We start from the raw sequence: 26,791 nt of genomic DNA on the forward strand, positions 1-26,791 counted from the left end.
TAGTGCAGATCCACGTTAAACAAAAATATACGGCCCTTACTTTTAACTCCGCTTTTTTCGGCTTTTACGCGCACGCGGGTTTCGCCAAAGGACTTTCCGAAATCGGATTTCATCCCGTTAAAATCACGGGTTGCAGCTCAGGCGCTCTCATCGGCTCCCTCGTTGCGGCCGGAGTTCCTGTCGAAACGATGACCGATCTGATTCTAAACTTGAAAAAAAAGGATTTCTGGGAAGGAAATCTGATCACGAATATCGTAAAGCCGATCCGCAAAGGACTCAAAAATTATTCCGGAATTCTTTCCGGAAAAAAAATCAAAGAATTATTAAAACCGCATTTAGGTCATAAGAAGATCGAAGATCTCCCCGTTCCAATGGGAGTTTCCGTTTCCAACCTCACAAAACAAATCCGCGAACTCAAAACGAAAGGAGATCTGATCGATCAAATCCTCGCTTCGATGACGTTTCCATTCCTATTCGAAATTCAAAAATTGGGAGAAGAGGAATTCATCGACGGAGGTGTCGCCGATCAGGAACCGATTAAGGAATTGATTTTGGATAAGTCGATCAAGAAGATCGTCGTCCACAGCGTTCGGACAAAAAAAGGCCATTCCGAACGGGCAATGCTGCGCGCGTTTCATTCTTCCGTTCAGATCATCGAAAACGAAACGAGGGAACTGAAGGAACTTCTCGCGAAACATTATAAAAAACAAATATTACGCGTGGAAACCGTAACTCCTTATATCGATGCCGATCGCCTCAAACACGGAAGAGAAGCGTTGGAAGAAGGTAGAAAAAGCGCTCATCATTGGAAAAAGAAGATCCTCGCATCCGCATAAAACGCGCAATCCGCACGAGATCCGATCGCCTAACAAGATGAATCCGAAAGTCGTTGAAATCACCGAAAACTACGTCAATCTTCACCGCACACTTTCGGATTTGATGGGCGCGCCGATCCTGAACTACAAAAGTTTCGATTTCTATTCGAACCCCGATTCACACTGGTTTACGAGAATCATCCTCAAGGGAAAGTTTTCCGATTCCGAATTGACCGAAGAAATCGGAGATCTTAGAAGCAAGGGTCACAACCCCGATATTTTAGATTTTTTGAATACACGAAATCACGAATCCGCGATCAAAAAACTGGGTTACGATTCCTGCAACGAACAAGTGGGAATGTTTCTAAAGGGAAATCCGGTTTCGCCGAATCAAAATCGAACTTCGCGGACCGAGAGCATTCCAAAAAAAGAAGTCGTGGATGTGCGATTGATTGCCGACGCGGACGAACTCAAAACTTGGCTGAGGATCGTAAATTCATCCTTCGAATCCGACGATCGGGAAAACCTCTACTTAAAACTGATCGGACGCGAAGGTTTTCAACTCTACGGAGGTTTCGTAAACGGAACGATGGTTACGACCGGAATGAGCTATTTCGACGGAGAATCCTTCGGTTTGTATTCGATTACGACGGACGGAGCGCATCGCGGTTTCGGTTTTGCGTCCGTTCTAGTGGATCAAATCTTACGGGAAATCCGAAAGGAATTTTCCGGATTTATCATTCTTCACGCGACCAAGATGGGACAAGGAATTTACGAACGATTCGGTTTTCAAGATTCTACGATCCTGCGTCATTGGGGTAGAACTCAAATCCATTAGAAAACTTTAATGCGTTCTGACGTGTTTATTTGATCCGATTGCCTAAAAAGAAAACCGCTTCGATCGAACCGGGAAACGTAAAATTCTCAAAAGGCGACCAACCCGATTTACTTTTGATTTCCTCTTTTAAGAACGTTTTCGGTCGTTTCAAATTCAACACGGTGAAGTTCGCCGAATAACCCGGTTCGATTCTCCCGAAACCTTTACCGAATTTGGGAGGGAGATATTCGTTCACAAAGTCTCCCGGATTTTTAGAGCAGATTTTTGCGATCGTTTTCCGATCCACGCCCGCGTCCAAAATCAACCATGTTACAAAAAGTGAATACGTATCGAGTTGAGAAATCCCGCTCGTTCCTTTTTGTTTTTCTTCGATGCTGTGCGGAGCGTGATCGGTCGCTAGATAATCGATCCAACCTTCTTTGACGCCTTGCAGCATTCTTTCGCGGTCTTCCTTTTCGCGAAGCGGAGGATTCATCTGAAACCAAAGCCGGTTTTCGGGAGTCAACATGGACTTGTCGAAGAACAAATGCGTGGGAGTGACTTCGCAGGTGATCTTAACGCCCTTTTGTTTTGCGGCTTTGATTTTGTTCAAACCGTCGCCCGTGGAATAATGACAGAGTTTTCCGCGAAGATTATATTTTTCGATCAGATACAAAGCGAAGTCGGTCGCCATCGTTTCCGCTTCCGCCGGTCTTCTGTCTTCGTGGAATTTTTCGTCCTGATGTTTTTCGAGAATTTCCGGATCTTCGCAGTGAAAGCTGATATTCTGTCCCGCATAGTTGCGGATCGTATCTTCCAGAGTTTGATTGTTATGAAAAAACAATTCTCCGATGCTCGGTCCCATAAAAACTTTGTAGGGAACGGACTCGGAAAGAGGTTTCGTGTCCGGTCCGATCCCGGCATACAACGTGATGTGAATCGGAGAACGATCGGCTAACTTGCGTTTTTTTGAATATGAATTTTCATCCACCGGAGGAATCGGGTTGTTCGGCATATCGGCGACGTGAACAACTCCCCCGTTGATCGCGGCTGCGCTCGCGGATAGAAAATCCTCTTTGTAAGTATGTTTGCCGCTTTCGTCCTCTCTTGCGTGGATATGAATGTCGCCGAACCCCGGAAAGATCACGGTTTGGTTCGGATCAAACCACGCTTCTTCCTTCGTTTGTTCTTCGGTGACGTCGAACTCCAATCCTTCGCGAACGGACGAAATCCATCCGGTTTCAGGATCCCATTCCACCGTTCCGTCGAACTCTCGTTCGTGTGTTACGATTCTGCCGGAGATTTTACGAATCATGAAAAGCGCTGTTTCACTTAACGCAGATCACGTTGTATTTCATCGTTCCGAGGCTGCTCGTTTCCATCCCGTCTTTTAAGTTAACCGAAAAGTAATAACCGGTTTCACCGTCTTGGCTGGAAGACCAGAACACTCCCGCGTTTTTCAGTTTCTGATCGGCGCGTTTGCTGAAGGTTTTGAGCTGATCTTTACCCGGAAGACGTTTCGCCTTTTCGTCGCAGATCTCTTTCGCTTCGGCCCAAGTCGCGGATCGATGGAACGTATCGTCCCAGCCGCGTTTGCCGTAAACGGGAGTTTTCGTGTGATAGTTTTCGCAGATGAAATAACTGAAAATTCCCAAGAGCAGAATACATCCCGTAAGGATGATGCGGATTACGAGTTTGCCTCCTTCGCGGGGAGGTCTGACTTTAGGCTCGGCGCTTTTTTCCATTGCAAGTTCTTGACTCTTGCGATGGAACTCTTGATTTCTTTGAAAATTCTTTCCGTGTTGTTGGCGCTGCTGGTGAGAATGTCTTCGATTTCCTTCTCTCTGTTCATTGCCGCCGCGGTTGGATTCGGCGTTTTCCCGATTCCTCTCGTTTCCTCCCGAACCTTTTTGATTTGAATTATGTTTCTTTCGGGGAGGCCTTCTTTTGTTTGCCATTTGGACCTGTGTTGTTGAATTTAACGACTTATCTTTGATTCGTACCAGAGAAATGAAAAGTTGTAAATTAAAATTTCGATCCGTTGAGGAACAACGCTTTTCCTTTGAAAATGAAGTGAATCTTCCCCGCAAATTTCGAAGATGGTAAACCATGGAACGCATTCGCATTGGATTGATCGGAGCAGGAACCGTCGGATCGGGGGTTTTAGAAATTCTTAAAAAGGAAAGCGCCTCGTATCGGGAGAAGTTCGGATTGGAATTGATCCTCTCTTCGATCTGTACACGTTCACCGGAAAAAATCAGAAAGGAACTTCAAAACTTTCCGAATTGTAAATTAGAATCCGATTATCAAAAAATGATCTCCGATCCGGAAATCGATATGATTCTGGAACTCGTTGGCGGAACCGACATTGCGTACTCCATCGTAAAAGACGCGTTAAAGAACGGCAAAACGGTGATCACCGCAAACAAAGCCCTTCTCTCTCAAAGAGGGGACGAGTTATTCTCTTTAGCTCACGAACAAGGTTTGGAAATCGGAATGGAAGCTTCCGTCGCGGGGGCCATTCCGGTCATACGTTCCATCAAATCGGGACTGGGTTCCGATTCCTTTCTTTCCTTATACGGCATATTAAACGGAACTACGAATTTTATTCTTTCCAAGATGGAGTTGGAACACCTGGATTATTCGGAAGCGTTGCGTATCGCACAAGACTTAGGTTTTGCGGAAAAAGATCCCACCTTCGACGTGGAAGGAATCGATACGGCTCACAAAATCAGCATTTTAGGAAGTTTGGCGTTCGCCGAAAAAATTCCTTTACAGAGCGTACAAATCGAAGGTATAACAAAGATCAGCGGATTGGATATTCAATTTGCGAGCGAACTCGGTTACAGAATTAAACTTCTGGGGCTGGTGCGGAAGTTGTCGAATAAGATCGAAGCCCGAGTTCAACCCGTGATGATTCCCGTAAAACATCCGTTCGCGAATATCATGAACGAGATGAATGCGGTTTATTATCAGACCGCGTATGCCGGTCCGGGAATGTTCGTGGGGAAAGGAGCGGGTTCGCTACCGACGGCTTCTTCCGTCGTTTCCGATATTCTGTATTACGGAGCGAGAAGAAACAAGGGAATCGCACCGGAAAAGAATCTTTTTCCGCAAGCGACGATCTCGGAAGCCAACGGTTCCCTGGTTCGTTACTATCTCCGATTTACCACCGTGGATTTGCCCGGAGTACTTTCCGAAATTTCCAAGGTATTGGGTGATCACGGAATTTCTATTTCTTCCGTGAGACAAAACGAAGCTGAAAAAGAACCTGTGGAAGTTGTTGTTATTACGCATCCGGCAACGGAGGAGAATATCAAGAAATCGTTGAAGATCATCGACGGACTTTCCTTGATTCGACACTCTTCGGTTGCGATCCGATTGGAAGATAAGCTCTGAGAATTCCGTCCTGTGGAATGGAAAGAATTCACTTTGTCTTTGCATTCGGAGGAGAATGGGAAACATCTGGACTTATTCCTAGATCCGGGCCAAGAGGAGAATCTTTTGACTTTCGGGACTTCCGATGTAAATCTGGACGATTTTCTGAAAGGGCGCGTAGTGGAATTTGAAAAAAAACGTTCTCATAGAAGGAACTACCTGGAATATGAAGGTGAGATTCCTGGAAAAGGAAAGATTCAAGTTGTTTTAAAAGGTCGGTATGATGCCGATACTTTTCAAGAGGGCGAGAAAGTCCGACTGAAATACAAAGACGGGAAACTTTACCCGGAACGATAAAAGGAATTTTCATGGCGAGAGTAGAATTCGATTCATTGTATATTGAGACTACAAAAACGAGTCTCCCCAATAAGGACGTCCAGCTCGTCGTGTTTAACGGCAAGGTGACGAACTCCAATTCGTTCGAGATTTCCCGTAAAATTCATTTTATCTTCGAGGAAGAAGTCTACAATATCATCCTCGATCTTTCAGCGCTCGAATACATCAACAGCGTCGGCGTGGCTACGATTCTTACCTTGATCAAAACAGTGGATCAGCATTCCGGCAAGATCGTGATCGGAGGATTGAATCACTTTTTGGAAAACGTGATTCGTCTGATGGAACTTCCGAAAAAGGTCGAGATCTATCATTCCGTGGACGAGGCAAAGAAGGCTTTCGCGTAAATTCTTTCTTCCAGAAGATCCAATAAAGTCTTTAAACCCCATCCCCTGTATGCGGATACGAGAACCGTATCCGAATGAAGATCGATTCCCAGATCCTCTTTTAAATCGGCGATCGCTTCCAAACCCGGTCCGTGATTGATCGAAGGCCGGGAGGATTTTTTGTATCCGTTCGAATCTTCGTTTGCCCCGGCCCAAGTCTTGAACGTTTCGAGGTTATCGATCTTGTTGAAAACCTGAATCATCGGTATATGAGAAAGTTCTAATTCTTCCAGAATCTTTTCCACGGCTTCCATTTGCAGTTTATAATCCGGATTGGAAACGTCCACGACGTGAATCAAAAGGTCCGAATCCCCCAATTCCTCCAAGGTCGCTTTGAACGCGTTGGAAAGTTCGGGAGGAAGATCGTGGATAAATCCCACCGTGTCGGAGATGATGATTTCTCTTTCTTCCGGAAAGCGGATTCTTCGCGTAGTCGGATCGAGAGTCGCGAACAACTTGTTTTCGGAAAGGACTTCGCTGTTGGTCAACGCGTTCAACAAAGTGGATTTTCCGGCGTTCGTATAACCCACGATGCCCACAACCGGAAGTTCGTTTTTCTTTCTTTGTCTCCGATTGATTTCCCTTCTTTTTTTAAGGGATTTGAGTTCCACTTCGAGTCTTGTGATCCGTTCCTCTACTCTCCGTTTTCCGATCTCGAGTTTCGTTTCCCCCGGCCCTCTTCCTCCGATTCCCCCGGTCAAGCGCGACATGTTGTCGTCCAACTCCGTTAGGCGTCCTTTGAGATATTTCAACTGAGCCAATTCGACCTGCAGTTTACCGTCTCGGCTCTTCGCGTTTCTCGCAAAGATATCGAGAATCAACTGAGTACGATCGATGACCTTAATGTCCGCGATGTCCGAAATCTTCTTCGCTTGGGAAGGAGTGAGTTCCAAATCGAACACGAGAAGTTCCACGTGTTTCTGAATCGCTTTGAGGATGATTTCTTCCAGCTTTCCTTTTCCGAGAACGGTGGAAGGATCGAGACGATTCTTTCTCTGCATAAACGTATCGACCACGTGAACCTCCGCGGTTCTACAGAGTTCCTTTAATTCTTCCATGGAAAGGTTTGGATGTCTGCCGGTCGTTCTTTCGGGATATACGCCGACTAAGAAAGCTCGGTTTTCTTTTTGCGCATCCTTGAGATTTCTTCTCGAACGAGACAACATGGACTCGATGTCCAAGATTTCTTCGATGATTCCTTCTTTTAGCTGACCCGGATATTGTTTGGGGAGAACGGTCCAAAGCTCGTCTTCCGATTCCGGATTTACGTGCGCCGAGTAATACCCGTTCGGATTTCCGGAAGAATCCATTACGATCGCGGTGATATAGTCCAAACGAAGCAACGCCAAGTCGGTCAAATCTTCCTGATTTAAAGATTCTCCCTTTAAATGTGTGTGAACAAGCCTTAGGCCGCGCAGCCTGGCTTCCGACGTACGAAGGCGGTCCAAAAACGGGATCTCGATGGAATTGTCCGATCCGACTAACACATGAGTAACGTAACCCGATCGATCGATGAGAATTCCGATTTGTTTACTGATTTCTAAGGATAATTCGCAGAGAGTGCGTGAAATTTCTTGACTAACGATTACATCTTCCCGGATTCTTTTCTCGGAAATTTTTTTCAATCTTTGGATTTGATTGGATTTGAGACCGTTGAGGTTGCCGCTGAGCTTGCTAATAAAGAATATTCTCCTTTTACCTAAAACGTAGCAGGTTTGCAGGTTTCCGTCAAGCATTCGTGTTCTCGGAAATCATGCTTGTCATGGAAAAAAGCGTGAAAAAGCTGAAAAATCGACCGAACTTATAATAGACCCTTAAGAAAAATTTTTATCGTTCAAAGGCTGCCCATGTCCTCATTTTTTAAAATTCGAAACGTATCGTTTTACGTTGTTCTTCTTTCTTCTTTGAGTCTTTCCGGTCTGAAAGCGGAATCGATTTCAATTTCGAAACAAAACGGCGGGCTCGCAAAACAAGTCGACGCGCCGGACGATTCCGCGGAAACTCCGGGTTCGGGAGAATCGTCTACGGACGGAAACTCTTCCGGCGGTTTGAACGTGGACGATCCGCGAAATCTTACGGAGGAATCGGACGGAGTTTCTTCGTATGAAAAAAGAAAACGAAAGGACCTCACACCGAAAGAAAGACAAGAGATCGATTACGATCTTTCCCTCAAAAAAGGAATTCTGACCGTCTTCCGCGCGGAAGCGGAAAAACGTTATAAGGTTTTGGATCGGATCGCTCTCACGCATTCGATTCCGAGAGTGCGCGCCGCCGCGGTTTTAGCCATCGGAAGAATGGGAAAAGGCGGAGTAAAGACGCTGCACCACGTAATCGAACGGGACGGGGAAGCGGTAAGACAGGCCGCCTACAAGGCGTTAGCCGATATCGGTTCTCCCTCTTCCTTGGATTATTTTTTCAGAGGAATCAAGTCGAACGATCCGGACATTCAGTTTTCCTCCTGGAGAGGAATGGGTAAAACCAAGGATCCTTCGGCGCGGGACATTTTGATCCGCCAGGGAATCCGTTCTTCCAGAACCGAAATCGTCAAGGCCTCCATCTTGGGTTTGGCCGCGTTTCAGGTAAACGACGACCTCAAACTCTTTAAAACGTATTTGGAATCGGAAGATCCCGAACTTCAAAAGACCGCGATCGAAGCGTTGGGAATTCATAAAACCCGAGCGTCGCTTAGAATTTTGGAACAAACCCTCGAAACAAAACCGGAACTCGTGCGCAACATCATCGAGGCGATCGGCCAGAACACGAGCCTTTACGGAACCTATTCGTTTATTAGAATATTAGAAAGTTCCACTTCGGACGAATTGACCCAAAGGGTTTTGGCGCAGCTTTATCTGAGAAAGGCTTTTTATCAATTCGGAACGGTTCAAGTAGAAGGCGGTTTTTCGCAAGAAAATCCGTATCCTACATCCCGCAAGATGCGAAACCTAACCGTGGGAGAAGTCGGAAAGATTTTGAAGAAGAGCGATCGCCGTTTTATACAAAAGGTCGGAGATAAATACGCGGAAGATCATTACTACCTTCTTCTTCTTGAATCCAAGAATCCGGAAAGTTATTACGAAACGTTCCAATCCTGGGTGTTCGGTCCTTACTTAAAGATCAGAACGATCATCGCTCCTCCGAAAGAGAAAAAGAAAGGCAAAGGAAAGTATCGGAGAAAGGAAAACAAATTCACTCCCGCTTCGGAGATGGAAGAAACCGATCCTGCCGCCGATCCGTCCAGAACGAACGCAGAACCTTCCGCAGAAGGCGAACCGGTTCCGGAACAATGACTCGAAAATTTCGGGTATGTACAAAACCGGATCAACAAGAGAAACACGGTTAAACACGACTTACTTAGAATTTAAGCGTGCTTTCTTTCGTCCGCGAGCGTAGACCTTTGCGAGCGTTCTGTTCGATTTCAGATTGATACGAAGTTCGGACTTACTCCGTTTAAAGAACGGATTCGAAGTTCGTTTTTCTTTTTAACGCAGTGGGAAGGAACACAACCGTTCCTTGCTTGAGAGGAACCTTGGGAACCATCCAGCCGATTCCAGCGAACCAAGGAAGAATCGAAGCCGAAAAAAACATCACGCCGGGAAAATCGAAACCGGTGGTCGCGATGATTTTGTTTCCCTGATACCCGTCCTTGTGAATCCTGCGGATCATCCAAAGGCCGGACGTTTGCGTTTCCATCGTGATATCCGTCACGATCGTATGAAACCGATTCTTATCTTTGGAATAAATTTCCCAACCTTGGGCAGCGTCGATCGCGCGCACGGTCTCGAATCCCTTTTTTTCAAACCAAACCTTGAGGTTGTTCGCGTAGCGGTCGTTGTCGTCCACGATCAAAACGCTTTTTTTCATGGTAATACTCCGTTATTAGCCGCAAATTGATTGTCCGAAAGTTTTCGGTAAATTCCGTTTTGCTCATATAAGGAATTGTGATTTCCTTCTTCCACGATCTTGCCGTTGTCCATAACGATGATCCGGGGAATGTCTTTGATCGTGGAAAGTCTATGAGCAATTACGAATGTGGTTCTGTTGGCGTACAATCTTCGGAGAGCGTCGCTTACGAGTCGCTCCGATTCCACGTCGAGAGCGGAAGTCGCTTCGTCCAAGATCATGATTTCCGGGTCGCGCAACAAAGCGCGGGCGATCACGAGACGTTGCCTTTGTCCGCCGGAAAGATTCAAACCTCGAACTCCGAGAATACTGTCGTATCCTTTATCCATCTGTTTGATAAAATCGTGTGCGTGCGCAAGTCTCGCCGCGCGGATCACGTCCTTGCGGGTCGCCCCCGGTTTTCCATAGGCGATATTATCCGCGACCGTTCCGTGAAAGAGAAAAATATCCTGAGTAACGATTCCTATCTTTTTACGAAGATCGCCGAGACTGATGTCGCGCACATCGACTCCGTCAAACTCGATCGAACCGGAGGTCGGATCGAAAAACCGCGGAAGCAAGTCCATGAGCGTCGACTTGCCGCAACCGCTCGCGCCGATCAGAGCGATCGTTTCACCCTTTTTCACTTTCAGATTGATGTCTTTTAAAACGGCCGCATTGGTCCCGGGATAAGAGAAAAATAAATTCTTAAATTCGATGCTCTGTGACAAGGGAGAAGCGGCGACCTTGCTCTCTTCGCTGTGGTCTTCCGTTTCCAAATCGATGATTTCGAAAATTCGTTTTCCGGAGGCGATGGACTGCGTGATCTTTCCGACCATCTGCGAAAGCTGCGTCAGAGGTCTGAGCAAGAACAGAAGCGTCAACAAGAAGGCCATGAATTCCCCTTGCGTGAATCTTCCGTTGTAGATCAAACTCGCCCCCGCCGCAAAAAAACCGAGAACTACGATCGAAGAGGTCAATTCGACGAGAGAAGGCGCGATCTGAAGATAAAACTGTCCTTTGAAGTTTCTTCGGTAGACGTTGTGATTGATCTTACCGAACTTTTCCTGTTCGTACGTTTCCGAGTTAAAAACGCGGATCACCTTGATTCCGGAAATCATCTCTTGGATGTTCGCGTTGAGATCGGCCATCTTTTCCTGGGATCTCGCTGTGGACTTGGTGATTTTTCTCGTGAACAAGGTTACGGGGAGAATGATGACAGGAACCGTAAGACAGGCGATCAACAACAACTCGGTATTCAAATATAATAATACCATTAAGTGTGTGACTACGTAAAAGAAGTTGATCGTAGCGTCCCGGAAGTTGCTTGAAATCACCGCGGCCACGACTTCGACGTCGTTGATGATACGGCTCATCATCAGACCGGTCTTTTCCTTAAAGAAGTACGTCAAAGGAAGAAGCTGATTCTTTTCGAAAAGTTCCTGTCGTATGTCCCTCACCGCCTTGTAACCCGCGGTTGCGATGCAGAAAACGGATAATAAATACGTAATCAATTTGAGAAGATACAAGGGCATCACGATGATGCAGATCGCCCAAACAACTTCTTTCGGTTCGAGACCTTTCGTTCTTCCGTTGACCCATTCTTTCGCGTCGATCAAAAGAAGTTTGGTTCGTTCGAGACCGTCCAAGGATTCTTCCCCGAATACCTTTTGTTTCAGTAGAATTCTCTGTTCGGGCAGGGTCATCTGCAGTTGAAAGCGGGTTTGTTTATCGTTGCCGAGAGAATCGAATAAAGGGATGAGCGCCGTTAAAGAGACCGCGTTTAAGATCGCGGTCAATAATGCGAAAACGATTCCGAGCGAGAATCGATACTTATAACGTACGGAATACGATAGAAGTCTGAAAAAAAACTTCATAGCTCCTGAACGATAGAGGAAAAGTTTCTGACCAGATCCAGTCCGGCGCTGGTCATGATGGATTCAGGATGAAATTGAACTCCGTAAAGATGTTTTTTGGTTTTGTGACGGACTCCCATAATCACGCCGTCGTGCGTTTTGGAAGCGATTTCCAATTCTTTCGGCATACTTTCGGGTTGAATCACGAGAGAATGATAACGGGTTGCAACGAAGGGAGAAGGAATTCCTCTGTAGATATCCTTACCGTCGTGTTCTATCAAAGAAACCTTTCCGTGCATGATCGATGGCGCGGAAACGATTTTACCGCCGTGAACGAGACCGATCGCCTGATGTCCGAGACAAACCCCGAAGATCGGAAGTTTGCCGCCGAGTTCTCGGATCACGTCCAGACAAACCTTGGAATCCTCGGGACGACCCGGACCCGGAGAAAGAATGATTCCCTTCGGTTTGAGTTCGTTGATTTCGTTTAACGTGATTTTATCGTTCCGATAAACTTCGACGTCGTTTCCGATCTGACAGAAATACTGATAGAGATTGTATGTGAAAGAATCGTAATTGTCGATGAGGAGAAGCATTACTTCCATTCTCCTTTGAGTCCGTTTCTCGCAAACTCCACCGCTTTTAAAAGAGCGGCCATTTTGTTTTTGGTTTCTTCCAGTTCCGATTCGGCGACGGAATCATACACGACTCCTCCGCCCGCTTGCAGGAATGCGGTGTCTCCGTAGAACACGATCGTGCGGATGATGATCGCGAGATCGCTTTCTCCGGAAAAAGAAATATAACCGAGCGCGCCCGAATAGATCGCGCGGCGGGTGGTTTCCAATTCGTCGATGATTTCCATCGCGCGGATTTTCGGAGCGCCCGAAACCGTTCCAGCGGGAAGAGTCGCGCGGATCAGATCGTAAACGGTTTTTTCCTCGTCGAGTTCTCCCGAACATTGACTTACGATGTGCATTACGTGAGAATATTTTTCGATGACTTTGAAGTCGTTCACGCGGACGCTTCCCGGCATACAAACTCTTCCGAGATCGTTGCGTCCGAGATCGACGAGCATGATATGTTCCGCGATTTCCTTCGGATCCGCGAGAAGATTTTCTTCGAGATATTGATCCTCGCTCGCGTTCTTACCCCGAGGACGAGTTCCGGCGATCGGACGCAAATACGTCTGATTGCCCGCGTATTTTACCATGATCTCGGGAGAACTTCCCACGATCGTGATTTCACCGAGTTTCAGATAATACATATAAGGACTCGGATTGACCGTTCTTAAACCGCGATAGATTTGAAACGGAGAAACCTCCGGCTTAAATTGGAGTTTTCTAGAAGGAACGACTTGAAAGATATCGCCCGCCTTGATGTATTCCTTGGCGCGTTCGACATTCTTCTTATATTCCTCATCCGGAATATTCGGATTTAATTGTAAAGTTCCGTGGACGGCTTTCGGATTTTTGATTTCGTCCGGAATGACTCCGTTTCGGATTTCCTCTTCGATAAAATCGATTTTTTTGAGGACGCTATCGTAACATTCTTTGAGGGAAGCGAATTCTCCGATTCTTGCGTTGACCACGATTCTTAAAACGTGATCGATATGATCGACCACGAGAAGTTCGTCGCAGATCGCGAAGTAACAATCGGGCGCGTTTTCATCCTCGGGTTTTGTATCGGGAATGTTTTCGTAATAACGAACCGCGGAGAAGGACAAAAATCCCACGGCGCCGCCCGCAAACGGAGGCAAACGATAATCCTGAACGTAAACGTCGTCTCCGAGAAGATTTTCGAGAAGCACTAAAGGATCGTATGTGATGATTTCGGTCGCAGGTTCGTCGCCGACGGTGATATAAAAAAGGCCGTTCTTTCCTTGCAAAATTCGGGAAGGCGATTTTCCAAGAAAGGAATTTCTCCCCAGCTTTTCACCGCCTTCGACGGATTCGAGCAGGAAAGAATTTTTTGACGATTCACATCCCCATTTTGCAAACAGAGAGACCGGGGTCTCCATGTCCAAAAAGACCTGTTTGAAAACGGGGATTAAATTTCCGCGCTCGGCTTGCGCGGAAAATTCCTCGAATGTGAGAGAATAGTCTTTCAGAGGTTCGGTCCCTCGATTCCCTTTCCGTCGGCGAGGAAACGAGAAACGATCATTCTTTGAATTTGCGAAGTTCCTTCGTAGATTTGGAAGATCTTAGCGTCTCTCATTAATTTTTCAACCGGATATTCTGTGTTAAAACCGTATCCGCCCAGAACTTGAACGGCGTCCGTACAAACTCTCATAGCCATATCGGCGCAGAACATCTTCGCGATGGAGGCTTGATAGGTGTTTCTGAACCCGTTGTCGATCATCCAAGCGGCTTGATAACAAAGAAGTCTTCCGGCTTCGATATCGCGTGCCATTTCCGCGATCATAAAGGAAATTCCCTGGTTGTCCATGATCGGACGACCGAACGTATTGCGTGTGTTCGCGTAGTTGATGGAATGTTCCATCGCGGCTCTTGCGACACCGACGGCTCCGATCGCGACGCCGGGACGAGTGTGGTCGAACGCGCCCATCGCAATTTTAAAACCTTCTCCCTCGCGCCCTACCATTTGCCACGCGGGAACTTTCACGTCTTCGAATGTGATTCCTCGTGTGTCGGAACATTTCTGTCCCATGTTGATTTCTTTCTTTCCCATGATGATGCCGGGAGATTTGGCATCCACAATAAATCCCGTGATTCCTTTGTGACCTGCGGATGGATCGGTTTTGGTAAGAACGAAAAACCAATCCGCGTAACCGGCGTTGGTGATCCACATTTTGGATCCGTTGATGATGTATTCGTCCCCGACTTTTTTTGCGGAGGTGCGGATCGCGGCAACGTCCGAACCCGCGCCGGGCTCCGTTACCGCATAAGCCGCGAGTTTGAATTCTTCCGTCATAGGTTGAACGAATTCTTTTTTGATTCGATCGCTCGCTCCTAAGAGAACCGGAGCTAACGCGAGATTGTTTGCAAGGATTGCGGTAGCCATTGCGGAACAACCCCAGAATAATTCTTCACCGATGATAACATCGTCAAGTTCCGCCATTCCCGAACCGTTGAACCGAGGTTCGATGTGAATGTTCATCAGCCCGATTTCCCAGGCTTTCTTTAGGACTTCAATGGGATATTCTCCCGTATGATCGTGATGTTCCGCGCGAGGACGCATTTCCTCTTTTGCGAATTTTCGGGCGAGTTCGCGTAATTCTTTCTGTTCGCTGGAAAGGGCAAATTCCATTTTAATAGCACACCTTGGTCGAAATTGAACTCGTCCGATGGTTCCGGGCATCCCGCCTGGATCGCCGATAGCCGGTGTCTCATTTCCGGTACAGCCTCGAATTCGGTATTGGAACCTGGATTGAAGAGCTCTGTATGCAGGATTCGAAGGGAATCCTTTACCGTCAAGAAGGTACGAAAGCCAAATGCCTCGTAGAACTTGAAAGAAGGCTTCTATTCGCTGTTGGAACTCCTAAGAATTCTATTTGAAATTGTAGGAACTACAACCCGCAGCCCCGGATGAATTCGAATTCTTTCCTTCTTCGATTCTATCCTGAAGTTATCCCCTTTTCGGGAGAAATCCAACCGTTTTCAAAACCGAATTTGAAAATGTAGGAGGTACAACGTTTCAGAAAATGCTAATAAAAAAGCCCGAGGAAACCCCGGGCTTTTCGGAAGAAACGGTAAGGAAGAATTCTTCCCGACCGTAACCGTTCGATTCTCTTATGCTTCCGGATTTTCCAGAACGAGAGCGATCCCCTGACCGCCTCCGATACAAAGAGAAGCCACTCCGTATTTCGCCTTTCTTCTTCTCAACTCATACGCCAAAGTGATGGTAACTCTCGCGCCGGACGCTCCGAGCGGATGTCCGATCGCAACCGCACCGCCGTTCACGTTGGTGATCGCCGGATCCAGACCGAGTTCTTTTTGAACCGCGAGATACTGAGCCGCAAACGCTTCATTGACTTCGACCAAACTCATATCGGAAAGTTTCAATCCAGCTTTTTTCAAGGCGGCAGGAATCGCGATCGCAGGACCGATTCCCATCTTTGCAGGATCACAGCCCGCGTGACCGTAACCGCGAATGATCGCGAGAGGTTTTTTACCGAGCTTCTTCGCATAAGAAGCGGAAGTAACGATCGTCGCAGCGGCTCCGTCGTTCAAACCGGAAGCGTTTCCGGCGGTGACCGTTCCACCCTCGCGGAAAACCGCTTTTAAGGTTCCGAGCTTTTCCGCACCCGCAGCGCCTTTGATAAATTCATCTTTTTCTAATGTAACCGGTTTTTTACCGCCGATCGTAACGGGGAGAATCTCCTCTTTCAAACGGCCTTCGTTCGTAGCCTTTTCCGCACGCGTTTGAGAAGTCGCCGCCCACTCGTCTTGTTCTTGTCTGGAGATTTTATATTGGTCCGCAAGATTCTCCGCGGTTTGACCCATAATCAAACCGACATACTGATCGGTAAGACCTTGTTCGAGAGTGTCTTCGAATTCGGCGGAACCGTAACGAACTCCCCAACGGGCGTTTCTTACAACGTAAGGCGCGTTACTCATCGACTCTACGCCGCCCGCCAGAACCGCATCCGCATCTCCGAGATAAATCTTCTTAGCCGCCTGCACGATCGCTTCCATACCGGAGCCGCAAAGACGGTTCAACGTCAACGCAGGAACAGCGAGAGGAAGACCGGTTTTCAAACCGATATGACGAGCGAGATAAATCGCTTCCTTACCGGTCGGAATTACGTTTCCGAAAATCGATTCGCCGATCGCATCCGGAGAAACTCCGGTTTTTTCTAAGATTGCTTTCGAAGCCAAAACTCCCAAATCCACCGCACTGAGGTCCTTGAGAGTTCCTCCAAAATTACCGAACGGGGTTCTAATACCGTCCAGGATGACCGCTTCTTCCATGATTACTCCTAATAACTCTAATATTCTAAATATTGAATGCGTTTACTTTCAGCCGATTCCGTTTCCTATCTCAGTTCACCTTGCCCGCAACGGGAAACACAAGCTCGAAGGGGTTCGCATGAATTCCCGTTTTGAACATACCGCCTTTGATCGCGTCGGGGAACACCGCCTCGTCGCTCCAAATCTCTTGGATGGTCGCAATTCTTCCCTTGCCCTTACCGATAAACTGAGTTTGTAGATATCCTTCGGGAGATTTTTGCAAAAGGGTGTACGGGAGAATTTTTGTCGAAACCGGAAAGGAAAAACCTTTTGTCGCGATCGTAACGCGAAAGAATTCTTTTCCGTTTCGATACGCGGAAATTTTCGTAAGATTTCCTTCCTTCATCCAAACGAAGTCGGCTCTTTCTTTGGGAATCGCCCAGTTGAGAATTCCCTCTTCCACCGACTTTTGACTGGAAACGAAAATTCTCGTGATTCGTTTGTAGGACTCGTCCTTGTATTCGAAGTTTCCGGGAATATAAAGAAGTTCGTAATAAGGTCCGACATCACTGGTCTCGTAGTTCACAAGCATCAGAGAACCGAGGCCGCCCTTGTATTGTTTGGAATCTTCATCGGAAAAGAATCCCATCTCACGGTTGTAATCTTTTTTGGCCCAAAGCGGAAAAAGAAATCCTTCTCCCTTTAAATCCCAAGGCGCAGGAAAGTGTTGTCCCTTGCCCGCTTTGGAAGAACCGATTTGTGATTTTTGAGAAAGGATGACGTTGTTGTTTTTGCCGTTCGTTTTGAAAGCAGGGCCGGATTTTGCGGAGGCCTTCGCGGATGCGCCGGAGTTCCGACTCGTCGAGCGACCTATCGAGCGACCCGTAGGGAGCGAGATACTGAGTTTTTCCGAGCGATCCATAGAGAGGTGTTCGGTGAGTTTTTCCGAGCGATCCATAGAGAGGTGTTCGGTGAGTTTTTCCGAGCGACCCGGCTTCGAGGCCGAACCGCGTTTCAAAGCGGATTTGGAAGTAGGAGTTCCCACAGATTTCTTTTTTACAGCCTTTTTTGCTACCACCGATGCCACCTAAAAATAGAAAGAAACCTTCAAAATAAGGCGATTCTACCCGTTTTGTCTTTTCTTCCAAATCCTCAAAAAAAGCCAATTTTGGAAAGTAGGAATTCTTTTCCTTTTTCTCTTTACTTAATTAACATCGTTCGTTTATTTTGGTCATAATGAACATTGTTCACTGAAGAGAAAAAACAAAGGAGGCCCCTTATGGTCCCTATTTTAATTTTATTTTTTGTCCATTGGTTCGGTTCGGTTTTCGCCCAAACCTTCTTTTTACACAGATACGCCGCTCACGCGATGTTCTCGATGAATCGTAACTGGGAGCGATTCTTCCATTTCTTAACGATGGTTCTACAAGGGCCGTCCTACTTAAATCCATACGGATACGCGGTTCTGCATCGAATGCACCATTCTTACAGCGACACGGAAGATGATCCGCATTCTCCCCATTTTTCCAAGAATGCGTTCGATATGATGATCAAAACGAAAAAAATCTACGACGACTTCGCGTATGACAGAGTTCCGGCAAACCCCGAGTTTACACGGGATTTTATTCCTCGCTGGAAATCGATCGATCTACTCGGTCAAAATTGGTGGTTTCGGATCGGATTCGGCTCTTTATACGCCTTTTACTACATTGCTTTCGTTCCGGAAGGACAATGGGCTTGGTATTTGTTGCTCCCGATTCATTGGCTGATGGGGCCGATTCACGGCGCAATCGTGAACTGGGGAGGACATAAATACGGCTATCGGAATCATTTTAAGACAAAAGACGAGTCTAAGAATATGTTACCGATCGATGTTTTGACCATGGGAGAATTGTATCAGAACAATCATCACGGTCACCCGACTTCCCCGAACTTCGCATATAAATGGTGGGAAGTGGATTTTTGCTTTCAGATCATGAAGGGGTTGCATAAAGTTGGGATCATAAACATAAAACGAGACGTTTGGACGACTCAGGGAAGGGTTCCGGTTTCCAAAGCGGCTTGATCCGAGTTTAGAATCAAAGATGACAACTGCAGTTCGACACAAAAGAAGATCCAGAAACAGCCTAAACCGGGAGAACATCGTACAAGTTGCGATGGAGATCCTACAGGAAGAAGGAATCGAAGGTCTTTCGATGAGAAAGATCGCCGAAAAATTGGACTGCAGCGTCGCAAGTCCCTATTCTCACTTTAAGAGCCAAGAGGAAATCATCCAAGTTCTGATTGCAAAGGGAGAAACCGAACTCACTCAGCTTCTCCGCAACGCGCAAAGGAACGGTAAGAACGCATTCGAAAAGTTAGCCGGAATCGCGAGAGCGTATTGGGATTTTTCATTGAACAATAAGGAACTTCACAAGGTGATGTTCAACACCGTTCACGGTCACATGCACCGTAAAGCGTTCCCTAGTTTACCCACGAGCTATCGCGTGTTTTTGGAAACGATCCGAAACGGATGCGCGAGCCACGAATTCAAACTTCCGAAAGCGGAATATCCCGCCATTGCGAGAATGATGTGGGGTTGGATGTACGGTTTGATGGTATTAGATTTAACGAATATGCTCAAACGCCGCCGCGGCGGAAAAGACGATCCGTTGGATGAAGGCTTTTTATATTTCCGTAGAATTCTTCTCGGCGAATAAACGACAATCTCCGTAAAACGACCGGCCTCATTTTATTAGATCGGATTCGATCTTGAAATCTTTTTTCGGGCGGCTCTTTCCAAATCGATCATTTCAACGAAAATCATAGGGAAAACGCAAAGACCGCGCTTAAACTCAATGTCGCTCCTGACTGTCGCAACAGAATGCTCCGATCGACGAATTGAAAACGATTCCGTAAATCGAAATCCCACGAATCAACGATTTATTGATTCCGCTGCACTGGCTGCCGCGATCGTAATTTAAAATTCTTTAATACTTCTTCCTTAGTCCAGCTTTCGACTCGGATTGGAAATTCAGTATTTCGCCAAAGAAGGATCGACTTCGTCTGAATACAGAAGAATTCCGCCTTCCACGTTATGCACCTTTGCAAAACCGGATTGTTTTAAAATTCCGCAGGCCATTCCCGAACGTCCGCCGGAACGGCAATAGACGATCACTTCCTTACCTGATTCTTTCCAAGGATTGATTTCGCCAACGCGGTTCGGAAGTTCAGCAACGGGGATTAAAAGATCGGTTCCCTCGATCGTACAGATTTCCACTTCGTTCGGATTTCTTACGTCGAGTAAAAAGAACGAATCCTGTCCCGCTTTTCTCAGATCCAATCTCGTTTTTAATTCTTTCGGTGTCATAAGACGGTTTTCCCCAGTTTAAAGATAAAATATACTTCAACAAATCGATCGGAATTCCGATGCTGCAACGCGACCTAAGTTGCGACCCATAGGGAGCAACTTTGAGTTCGAAAGCGTTTTGCCAATTCCAGAAATCGTTTCACACGGTTCCGGTAAGTTCCTCCAGTTCCAATTGAAGCGATTCCCATTCCGAAGTCAAACGAGCGATTTCGTTTTTTGCCTCGTTGAAATTATCCAGTTCCAATTGATAACTGCGATTCTTAAAAAAACCGGGATCGGCCAAAACTTCTTCCAGATTCTTTTTAGACTTTTCTAAAAGTTCGATCTTAGCTTCGATCTGTTCCAGATCCTTTTGTATTTTTTTAATACGATTTTTATCGGCGTTCTTTTTGGAACGGGTTTGTTGACCGTCTTCTTTTTTTGCGGAACCGTTTCCGTTCTGCATTTTAGAAGGAGCCGTTTCTTCCAGATTGTATTTCAGATAATCCGCAAAGCTGCAGTTAAAGTCCCGAATCTGTCCTTGATCCACCGAAATCGTGCGGTTGCAAAGATCCTTTAAGAATTCGGGGTCGTGCGAAATGATCAAAAGAGAACCTTCATAAGCCATGAGCGCTCTTCGTAAATTGTCGCGAACGACTAAATCCAAGTGGTTGGTAGGTTCGTCCAAAAAGATCGAGTTCGTAGGAAAGCGAACGAGAAGGGCCAAACGAAGACGGCTTTGTTCTCCTCCGGAAAGAAGACCGGTTTGTTTGTAAACCGAGTCGTCCGAAAACGAAAAATAACCGAGAAGACTTCGCGCCTGTTGTTCGGTCAGATCGGGATACGCCCCCATCACCGTTTGAAGAAGATTTTTGGAAGGATCCAGTTCTTCATGATGGTTTTGGGAAAAATAACCGATCTTCGTTTTCGGTCCGTAATAAATCTTACCGGAAGTTAATTTATGAATTTCTAATAAACAACGCAGAAACGTGGACTTACCCGCGCCGTTCGGACCGACGACTGCGATCTTGTCACCCGCGGAGATTTCGAGATTGCCCCCGCTGAAAACGTACGGAGGTTTTCCCGAATAGGAAAAAGCGCCGTCTTCGATCCTTGCGGTGATTTTACCGGAAGAGATAAAGTTGAATTGATAATCCGACTTCGAGTTCCAGAAGGATTCTTCCGGCGCTTCCACCTTATCCCGTTTTTCGAGTTTCTTGATCGCGGATTGAACTTGTCTCGCCTTGGTCGCTTTCGCGCGAAAACGTTCGATCCATTCCATTCTCTTTTTGAGATAGGATTCTTCCTTATCGTATTGGGCCTGAAGTTTTTCCTGAAGTTCGTTCTTGTGTTCGAAGTATTCCTCGAGAGTTCCTCGAAATTCGATTACGCCGGAAGGAGAAAGTTCGGCGATCGTATCGCACGTTGCGTTTAAGAATTCGGGATCGTGCGTCACAAGAACGAAGGATTGTCCCGTGGAATTCAGATAATCCGCGAGCCATTGTTTGGACGCGTTGTCCAAGTGGTTGGTCGGCTCGTCTAACAAGAGTAAGTTGCCCGGATTCAAAAGAGTGATCGCAAGGCCGAGACGATGTTGATAACCGGGAGAAAATTCCCGAACCTTCATCTCCATCTGAGCGTTTGAAAATCCCAATCCGCCCAAAACCTTACGTGCTTTGGATTCGAGTTCGTGAACCCCGTATGTGAACGCGTATTCTTCCAGAGAACTTTGTTCGTCCAAAAGTTCGGTGAATTCTTTCGAGTCGTGCGAGATCGAATCGAACTTGCCGTTGATTTCGTTCAATCGCTCGGAATATTCTTTATAATGTTTATGTTTTGCTAATGCGGTATCGATGACCTTCGCTTCGGGATCGAAGTCCGGAATCTGTTGGAATATGGAGATTTCGGTGTTTTTGGACTTGGCTACGCTTCCGCTATCGGGAAAGAATTTTCCTTCCGCGATCCGAAACAAGGTCGATTTGCCGGAACCGTTCGGACCGACCAAACAAACGCGGGACCCGGGTTTGATATGCCAGGAGAATCCGTCGAACAGAACGGCCGACGCATACTGGTGTTTTATGTCGATGAATTGAAGCAAGGATCGGGAAGTTTAGAAAGATAAAAGAAGCAAGGGCCGGGTTCCGCCGAAAACCGACGGACCGGAAAAAGGAATGAAATTATTTCTTACCCTTTGCTGCGAGTTCTTCCAATCTAGCATTCAAATGCAGGATGTATTTGCTGGAACTGCCGTTCATCTTCTCTTTAGAAGTTTGAAGAGCCGTGTTGATCTCAGCAACGGTCATTTTATTGATTTTTTTGTTTTTCTTTTCTTGTGTTTCTTCGGACATAGGTTTCCCGCCAAATAATCTAATGCCAGATTTTTAGAATTGGGGCGTTTCGACAACGATTTTAAGGGAGAATCCTCCGGATTTCCACCGCGCTTGAACGAAATGCATCGTTTTAAAAGAGAATCCATCTTCATCTTTTAGTAAACTCGGCGTATTGGCGCTCGGAAACTCATGTCTCACTTTCTGAACTCAGCGAACGCCTCTCTAGGGATCGGAAAAACTCAGTATCTCGCTCCCTACGGGTCGCTCGATAGGTCGCTCGATAGTCGGAACTGCGCGATTATTTTTATTCAATGCCACCTTGTTCTTTAATAATGAGACATAAATAGTGAGGAGTTTCTACACTTTCATTTCAGAAACAACGGGCCTTACTTTTTTCTTTCGGGAAACTTCGGCGAAATATACAACGGACATTCTCCGGAGTCGAATATGATCCACCGTTTCTTTTTCACACGAGAATCTCTTGCCCCGCTCTTTCTGCGGATCGGTCTCGCAATTTGTATTTTTCCTCACGGCGCTCAAAAACTTATGGGATGGTTCGGTGGCGTCGGTTACGAAGCTTCGATGGATTTTTTAGTGAACACGGCTGAATTTCCGACCGCACTTGCCTTCTTAGCGATCATTTCCGAGTTCTTCGGATCCATCGCTCTCGTCTTAGGACTCGGCACACGATTGGCCGCATTCGGAATCACGTGCACATTGGCGGTGGCCGGATGGACTCATAGGGAAATCGGTTTTTTTATGAACTGGTTCGGCAATCAAGGCGGAGAAGGATTCGAATATCACATTCTCGCGGTCAGCATGGGCCTCTCTCTCTTGCTATTCGGAGGGGGAACCTGGTCTGCGGATTCTTGGGTTTATGATCGTATTGACGGTTGATCAGAAATTTAGAATATTCAAATCTTCGCAAATCCCAACGCGCAAATTTGCGCCCTTGCATTGGACATTTTGGCTTTCGATAGGTTTCCTCTTCGATCGGACATCGCCAAACACCAAACAATCTCCGTAAATAAAAAAGCCGCTTGAAGAAACCTTCAAACGGCTTTTGGTCATCAGAGATCGAAACTTAGATCAATATTTGATCTTATCCACCGCGTCTTCATCCAGGATGTAAGAACCTTTCAGAGTTTGAACGACCAATTTTCCTTTTTTCTGGGAAACGACCACCCCTCTCAGTTCCCTTCCGTCTTTCATGATGATATGTTCGATGCTGAGATCGTAGATCTTGCTCAATTCTTCTTCCGTTTTAGCGGTTTTCAGATTTTGCACATCGTTCAGAAGTTCGCTGTCCAGAGTTCCAAGATTCTTCTTCATATCCTTATATTCAGGAAGTGTAGAATTCACTTTGGAAAGATCGATCGATTCCACTTCTCCGTCTTTGTTTACGGTTACGAGTTTAGAAGCTTCTAAGATATATACTTTTTTGGATGCGTTCAGAGAAGTAACTTCGACGGCGCCTTCTGCCACGAAGACCACGGATTCGCTTTCGGATGCGTTTACTTCAAACGAAGTTCCACGAACCGCTGCGACCGCAGACGGTGTTTCCACGTAGAAGTTGCTTCCTTTCTTTTCTTTCTCGACTACGTTTAATAACCTACCCGCAGCGAGATTCATTCTGATCTGAGAACCGTTGTTTTCTCTCAATTCTTTCAGGATCAATCTACTGTTTTCTTTAACGCGAATTACGCTGGAATCCGTTAAACCGATGTCGACCGCTCCGCCCGCTTCGGTAAGAATGATGTCGGACTCGTTTAAAAGATCGCCTTGGTGTAACTTGATTTCCACATCTCTCATTACGGAAGCCTTGCCTTTTACAAAGACGACCGCCGCTTTCAGAGGAGTTCCTTGAACGATTTCCGTTTCAACTTTCGGAGTTCTTAGGCTAAACCAAGCTCCTCCGATCGTAAGTAATAATACGGCCGCCGCCGCGAGCCATGTAGTTTTTGGAAAATGCAGAATTTTAGTATCAGTCGGAACAGTCATTATTTTGTCCTCCACGGTGAAGCGGGGCTTCATTCCGATCCAGTTCGGATCGAATGCCGGGAGTTGAGATACAGAGTCCTTTTCTCTAAGGAGTCGCGCGTATCCTTCAAATTCGGGAGTATTTATTTTATTTTCCATATTCATGCTTCCCGGGTCTGCAATTCAAGCCGTCCCGCTTCCTGTTTGTTAAACAAACTATAGGAGTCAATTTGACCTTTTTTTTTCCATTTCTGAAATTTTTTTATCACCAGTAGTCCGAATTGATTCTTTTTCAAAATATAAGACGGTAGGAAATAATACCTTATATATAATTCCCCGGTTGGAAACCTATTTTTTTACCTTCTTGGGCTAAGGCCTTCTCCGCTCTTTCAATCAGCCTTGAAACACCGGAAATACTCATTCCAAGAATTTTAGAAATTTCATCCAGTTTCAAGTCTTGCTGATACCGTAACAGCAAAGCCTCTTTGTATTCAGGAGAAATGGCTTCCAAAAGGGAATCCATAGTACTTTTAACATCCGATTGGTCAATTTTTTCCATTACGGAGGATTCCGGGCTTGGGGACTTGGACGCAAAATTATTACCGGTGTCTTCACCGACTAAGGAGACGTTTCTTTGATAATAGGATTTTGCGTGGTTAATAATTAAATTCCGCGCGATTCTAAAGAGAATCATCCGACAAGAAGTCGGATCGGGGAGATCCTTATTTTCATAATATCGAAAAAAGTTTAGAAACGAATCGTGCAGGATGTCTTGTGCAGAATTTTCGTCGTAGAACGATTTTTTTATATAATGAAATAAATCATCTTTGTTGTGGTTATAGAGCTTTTCTAACTCGGTTGTGTGTTCCACATAATGAGGATCACCGATTCCTACTTGTTTTTTCAAGCAAAAAGATAATTTCTTGTAGAAAAGATGAATCATAAAATTTCATGATTAGGAATCGGAATTATAATTATATGTCTCGAATATCTAAAATTGTAGCCTCTTCGGGAGTTTTATTTCTTGTTTTTACGATTTCTTTCCCTCTGGCGGCAAGTACGATCACTCTGAAAAACGGTAAAATCCTTCAGGGTAAGATCGTAAATCAATCGAGAACCGAAGTTCAGATTGAAGTAAACGGAAAAGTGCAAACGATTCCTAAAACGGAAATTTCCGAAATCAATCTGAAAGATCCTAAAAAAGAAGAAACCAAGAAAGTTATAACAAAGCAAGAGACGAAAACCGAAGAAAAGCCGGCACCCTCCACTTGGAAAGAAACGAAGTGGACCATTACGGCGAGATCCGCCGTTCTTCCGGGCTGGGGCCAATGGAAGGTCGGTCAAAAAAAATGGGCAGCGATCAGCTTAGCGCTGTTTGCTGGAGCGGCTCTCTATGCCAATAATGCAAGAGAAAAGGCAGCTACGGAAGAAAACTCATACAAAACGAATTCCATTGCAATCACGGCCCTTGCGTTCTCCGATCCGAACTTAAATCCAGTAACTTCGGACGAAACGGTTCGTGCGACGGCTTTGATTACGAGAGTTTTAGTCACTGCGACGGCAACGAACCCTTATTTCAGCAATTACGACCGCGCGACTTCCCAATACAACCAAGCGCAATGGCTATTAGGTGCAATTTACGGCTTACAGTTGATTCACACGTTCCTCTTTGCAAGGGATTATGAAAAAATGCAGGCGGCGCTTTCCGATCCGAATCCCGAAGGATGGAAATTTACCGCTTCTATAGTAAAGAGTCCGGTCAACGGTTTGACGGAAATCACTCCGACTGCCGCTTATACCGTAAAATTCTAAGATTCTTTTAAAACTTCTTTGAAAGCGCGCGGGAATTCGTTTTCAGGAAACCCGCATCGTTGAAATCGTTTAATCTATGTTATTCGAAAATCAGGTTTTTACTTCAAGCTTTCCGCGTATTTGCTCAGATTCGCGACGTGTTGCTTTCCGCCTTCGATCGCGCCGTATTTTTGATTCACTCTTTCCAGCTCTTCCTTGGAAGGGAAGATCTGTTCCATCGTTAGATTCGTACCTTCGCCCACTTCTTCGAAGGTAACCTTTGCTTGAAAATCGACGTCTTTCGCTCCTTCTCCGTCGCCGAGATGTTTATAATAGATGTGATACGGTTTCTTGATTTCTATAAACTGAATCTTGTTTTTGTAATCGTGTCCGTCAGGACCGTGCATGATAAAATCCCAGATCCCCCCGTTCGAAAAATTCATGCTATTGCTCGTCAAAGTGAAGCCGTCCGGTCCCCACCACTGAGTCAGATGTTCCTCCAATGACCATATCTCGAACAGTAATTCGGCCGATATTTCAAAATATCTTTTATAGATTACCTTGTTGCCTTCGATGATCGTTTCTGTTTCATTTTTTATCATGGGATCGCTCCTTTTTAATTTTCGAAATGTATCGATCCAGTTTGTCCAAACGTTTGTTCCATAGATTTTTTATATCGAGCAGCCATTCTTCCACTTCGTCGATTCCCGAATCGTTTAAACTATAGATGCGTTTTTGTGCGTCCTTCTTCATATGAAGAACTTTCGCTTCTTGTAATACTTTTAAGTGTTGTGATATCGCGGGCGGACTCATCTTGAAATTCCGGCTGATCGCGGTCGAAGTAAGTTCTCCGCTCTTGGCCACCAATTTCACGATTTCCCTTCTCGTATCGTCCGCAAGAGCGGCAAACGCATTCATACATGCATAT

At 45.9% G+C, this 26,791-nt stretch carries 26 protein-coding genes and 1 pseudogene; 10 read left to right on the top strand and 17 right to left on the bottom strand.

Annotated elements, in window-relative coordinates; all coding sequences use genetic code 11:
* Positions 1-2 precede the first annotated feature (2 nt).
* Together LFX17_RS16210 and LFX17_RS16215 are read left to right on the top strand one after the other, a co-directional pair.
* On the top strand, positions 3-836 hold the full coding sequence (locus LFX17_RS16210; RefSeq protein ID WP_118954884.1) for a patatin-like phospholipase family protein: 834 nt from the start codon (positions 3-5) through the stop codon (positions 834-836).
* A 37-nt stretch (positions 837-873) separates the two neighbouring features.
* Complete coding sequence (locus LFX17_RS16215) at positions 874-1,653, top strand: GNAT family N-acetyltransferase (RefSeq protein WP_238747335.1); 780 nt, start codon at positions 874-876, stop codon at positions 1,651-1,653.
* A gap of 25 nt (positions 1,654-1,678) precedes the next feature.
* Here the strand turns inward: LFX17_RS16215 and LFX17_RS16220 are convergent, their stop codons facing one another.
* Positions 1,679-2,947: an amidohydrolase family protein gene (locus LFX17_RS16220; protein WP_238747336.1), complete on the bottom strand. Its 1,269-nt coding sequence runs from the start codon at positions 2,945-2,947 to the stop codon at positions 1,679-1,681.
* Between the two features lie 13 nt (positions 2,948-2,960).
* On the bottom strand, positions 2,961-3,590 hold the full coding sequence (locus LFX17_RS16225; protein WP_118964389.1) for an LIC_10572 family protein: 630 nt from the start codon (positions 3,588-3,590) through the stop codon (positions 2,961-2,963).
* A gap of 151 nt (positions 3,591-3,741) precedes the next feature.
* On the opposite strand from LFX17_RS16225, the gene LFX17_RS16230 reads away from it, so the two are divergent.
* The 3 genes from LFX17_RS16230 to LFX17_RS16240 are packed head-to-tail and all read left to right on the top strand — an operon-like array spanning position 3,742 to position 5,750.
* Complete coding sequence (locus LFX17_RS16230) at positions 3,742-5,031, top strand: homoserine dehydrogenase (protein ID WP_238747337.1); 1,290 nt, start codon at positions 3,742-3,744, stop codon at positions 5,029-5,031.
* A gap of 12 nt (positions 5,032-5,043) precedes the next feature.
* On the top strand, positions 5,044-5,367 hold the full coding sequence (locus LFX17_RS16235) for a hypothetical protein (protein WP_238747338.1): 324 nt from the start codon (positions 5,044-5,046) through the stop codon (positions 5,365-5,367).
* 11 nt (positions 5,368-5,378) lie between these two features.
* Positions 5,379-5,750 carry an STAS domain-containing protein gene (locus tag LFX17_RS16240; protein ID WP_238731163.1) on the top strand — a complete coding sequence of 124 codons (372 nt, stop codon included), beginning with the start codon at positions 5,379-5,381 and terminating at the stop codon, positions 5,748-5,750.
* On the opposite strand, the pseudogene hflX reads toward LFX17_RS16240, so the two are convergent.
* Positions 5,714-7,581: pseudogene (hflX, locus tag LFX17_RS16245) on the bottom strand (GTPase HflX). The gene LFX17_RS16240 and the pseudogene hflX overlap by 37 nt on opposite strands.
* A 55-nt stretch (positions 7,582-7,636) precedes the next feature.
* Here hflX and LFX17_RS16250 point away from each other — a divergent pair.
* A complete protein-coding gene (locus LFX17_RS16250; protein WP_238747341.1) occupies positions 7,637-9,076 on the top strand; it encodes a HEAT repeat domain-containing protein in 1,440 nt (479 codons plus the stop codon).
* A gap of 160 nt (positions 9,077-9,236) precedes the next feature.
* On the opposite strand, the gene LFX17_RS16255 is transcribed toward LFX17_RS16250, so the two are convergent.
* From LFX17_RS16255 to LFX17_RS16285, 7 genes are all read right to left on the bottom strand, one after another.
* On the bottom strand, positions 9,237-9,650 hold the full coding sequence (locus LFX17_RS16255; RefSeq protein ID WP_238747342.1) for a response regulator: 414 nt from the start codon (positions 9,648-9,650) through the stop codon (positions 9,237-9,239).
* Positions 9,647-11,545: an ABC transporter ATP-binding protein gene (locus LFX17_RS16260; RefSeq protein ID WP_167450714.1), complete on the bottom strand. Its 1,899-nt coding sequence runs from the start codon at positions 11,543-11,545 to the stop codon at positions 9,647-9,649. The genes LFX17_RS16255 and LFX17_RS16260 overlap by 4 nt, the downstream gene beginning before the upstream one ends.
* Positions 11,542-12,120: an anthranilate synthase component II gene (locus LFX17_RS16265; protein WP_238731631.1), complete on the bottom strand. Its 579-nt coding sequence runs from the start codon at positions 12,118-12,120 to the stop codon at positions 11,542-11,544. Before LFX17_RS16265 ends, LFX17_RS16260 begins: the two co-directional genes overlap by 4 nt.
* On the bottom strand, positions 12,120-13,541 hold the full coding sequence (gene trpE / locus LFX17_RS16270; RefSeq protein ID WP_238747343.1) for an anthranilate synthase component I: 1,422 nt from the start codon (positions 13,539-13,541) through the stop codon (positions 12,120-12,122). Before trpE ends, LFX17_RS16265 begins: the two co-directional genes overlap by 1 nt.
* 86 nt (positions 13,542-13,627) lie before the next feature.
* Positions 13,628-14,791 (bottom strand): acyl-CoA dehydrogenase family protein, encoded by a 1,164-nt coding sequence (locus LFX17_RS16275; RefSeq protein ID WP_238731171.1) that lies wholly within the window; start codon positions 14,789-14,791, stop codon positions 13,628-13,630.
* Between the two features lie 482 nt (positions 14,792-15,273).
* Positions 15,274-16,455, bottom strand: a complete 1,182-nt coding sequence (locus tag LFX17_RS16280) for an acetyl-CoA C-acetyltransferase (RefSeq protein ID WP_238731172.1) — start codon at positions 16,453-16,455, stop codon at positions 15,274-15,276.
* 70 nt (positions 16,456-16,525) lie between these two features.
* Positions 16,526-17,212: an acetoacetate decarboxylase family protein gene (locus tag LFX17_RS16285; RefSeq protein ID WP_406600711.1), complete on the bottom strand. Its 687-nt coding sequence runs from the start codon at positions 17,210-17,212 to the stop codon at positions 16,526-16,528.
* A gap of 501 nt (positions 17,213-17,713) precedes the next feature.
* Here LFX17_RS16285 and LFX17_RS16290 point away from each other — a divergent pair.
* Both LFX17_RS16290 and LFX17_RS16295 read left to right on the top strand, forming a co-directional pair.
* Entirely contained in the window at positions 17,714-18,499 is a 786-nt protein-coding gene (locus tag LFX17_RS16290; protein WP_238747344.1) for an acyl-CoA desaturase, read from the top strand.
* 19 nt (positions 18,500-18,518) lie between these two features.
* Positions 18,519-19,133: a TetR/AcrR family transcriptional regulator gene (locus tag LFX17_RS16295; RefSeq protein WP_255717836.1), complete on the top strand. Its 615-nt coding sequence runs from the start codon at positions 18,519-18,521 to the stop codon at positions 19,131-19,133.
* A 314-nt stretch (positions 19,134-19,447) separates the two neighbouring features.
* Here LFX17_RS16295 and LFX17_RS16300 read toward each other — a convergent pair whose 3' ends face one another.
* The 3 genes from LFX17_RS16300 to LFX17_RS16310 all read right to left on the bottom strand — a co-directional run bounded on the left by LFX17_RS16300 (position 19,448) and on the right by LFX17_RS16310 (position 22,110).
* Positions 19,448-19,783: a rhodanese-like domain-containing protein gene (locus LFX17_RS16300; RefSeq protein ID WP_238731174.1), complete on the bottom strand. Its 336-nt coding sequence runs from the start codon at positions 19,781-19,783 to the stop codon at positions 19,448-19,450.
* Positions 19,784-19,922: 139 nt separating this feature from the next.
* Positions 19,923-21,860, bottom strand: a complete 1,938-nt coding sequence (locus LFX17_RS16305; protein WP_238731175.1) for an ABC-F family ATP-binding cassette domain-containing protein — start codon at positions 21,858-21,860, stop codon at positions 19,923-19,925.
* A 79-nt stretch (positions 21,861-21,939) separates the two neighbouring features.
* Positions 21,940-22,110, bottom strand: coding sequence for a hypothetical protein (locus LFX17_RS16310; protein WP_238731176.1), 171 nt, complete (start codon positions 22,108-22,110; stop codon positions 21,940-21,942).
* A gap of 429 nt (positions 22,111-22,539) precedes the next feature.
* Between LFX17_RS16310 and LFX17_RS16315 the strand changes: the two genes are divergently transcribed.
* Positions 22,540-22,989: a DoxX family protein gene (locus tag LFX17_RS16315; protein ID WP_238731177.1), complete on the top strand. Its 450-nt coding sequence runs from the start codon at positions 22,540-22,542 to the stop codon at positions 22,987-22,989.
* A 192-nt stretch (positions 22,990-23,181) separates the two neighbouring features.
* Here LFX17_RS16315 and LFX17_RS16320 read toward each other — a convergent pair whose 3' ends face one another.
* Together LFX17_RS16320 and LFX17_RS16325 are read right to left on the bottom strand one after the other, a co-directional pair.
* The gene (locus tag LFX17_RS16320) at positions 23,182-24,231 is read right to left on the bottom strand and encodes a FecR family protein (protein ID WP_238731178.1); all 1,050 of its coding nucleotides are present in this window, start codon (positions 24,229-24,231) and stop codon (positions 23,182-23,184) included.
* Between the two features lie 163 nt (positions 24,232-24,394).
* Entirely contained in the window at positions 24,395-24,943 is a 549-nt protein-coding gene (locus tag LFX17_RS16325; protein ID WP_238731634.1) for an RNA polymerase sigma factor, read from the bottom strand.
* Between the two features lie 107 nt (positions 24,944-25,050).
* On the opposite strand from LFX17_RS16325, the gene LFX17_RS16330 reads away from it, so the two are divergent.
* On the top strand, positions 25,051-25,884 hold the full coding sequence (locus LFX17_RS16330) for an LA_0442/LA_0875 N-terminal domain-containing protein (protein ID WP_238731179.1): 834 nt from the start codon (positions 25,051-25,053) through the stop codon (positions 25,882-25,884).
* A 98-nt stretch (positions 25,885-25,982) separates the two neighbouring features.
* Here the strand turns inward: LFX17_RS16330 and LFX17_RS16335 are convergent, their stop codons facing one another.
* Both LFX17_RS16335 and LFX17_RS16340 read right to left on the bottom strand, forming a co-directional pair.
* A complete protein-coding gene (locus tag LFX17_RS16335; RefSeq protein ID WP_238731180.1) occupies positions 25,983-26,465 on the bottom strand; it encodes an SRPBCC domain-containing protein in 483 nt (160 codons plus the stop codon).
* Positions 26,452-26,781 (bottom strand): ArsR/SmtB family transcription factor, encoded by a 330-nt coding sequence (locus tag LFX17_RS16340; RefSeq protein WP_238731181.1) that lies wholly within the window; start codon positions 26,779-26,781, stop codon positions 26,452-26,454. The genes LFX17_RS16335 and LFX17_RS16340 overlap by 14 nt, the downstream gene beginning before the upstream one ends.
* Positions 26,782-26,791 lie beyond the last annotated feature (10 nt).

The sequence above is a fragment of the Leptospira sanjuanensis genome (genome assembly GCF_022267375.1).
Classification (GTDB): Bacteria; Spirochaetota; Leptospiria; order Leptospirales; family Leptospiraceae; genus Leptospira; species Leptospira sanjuanensis.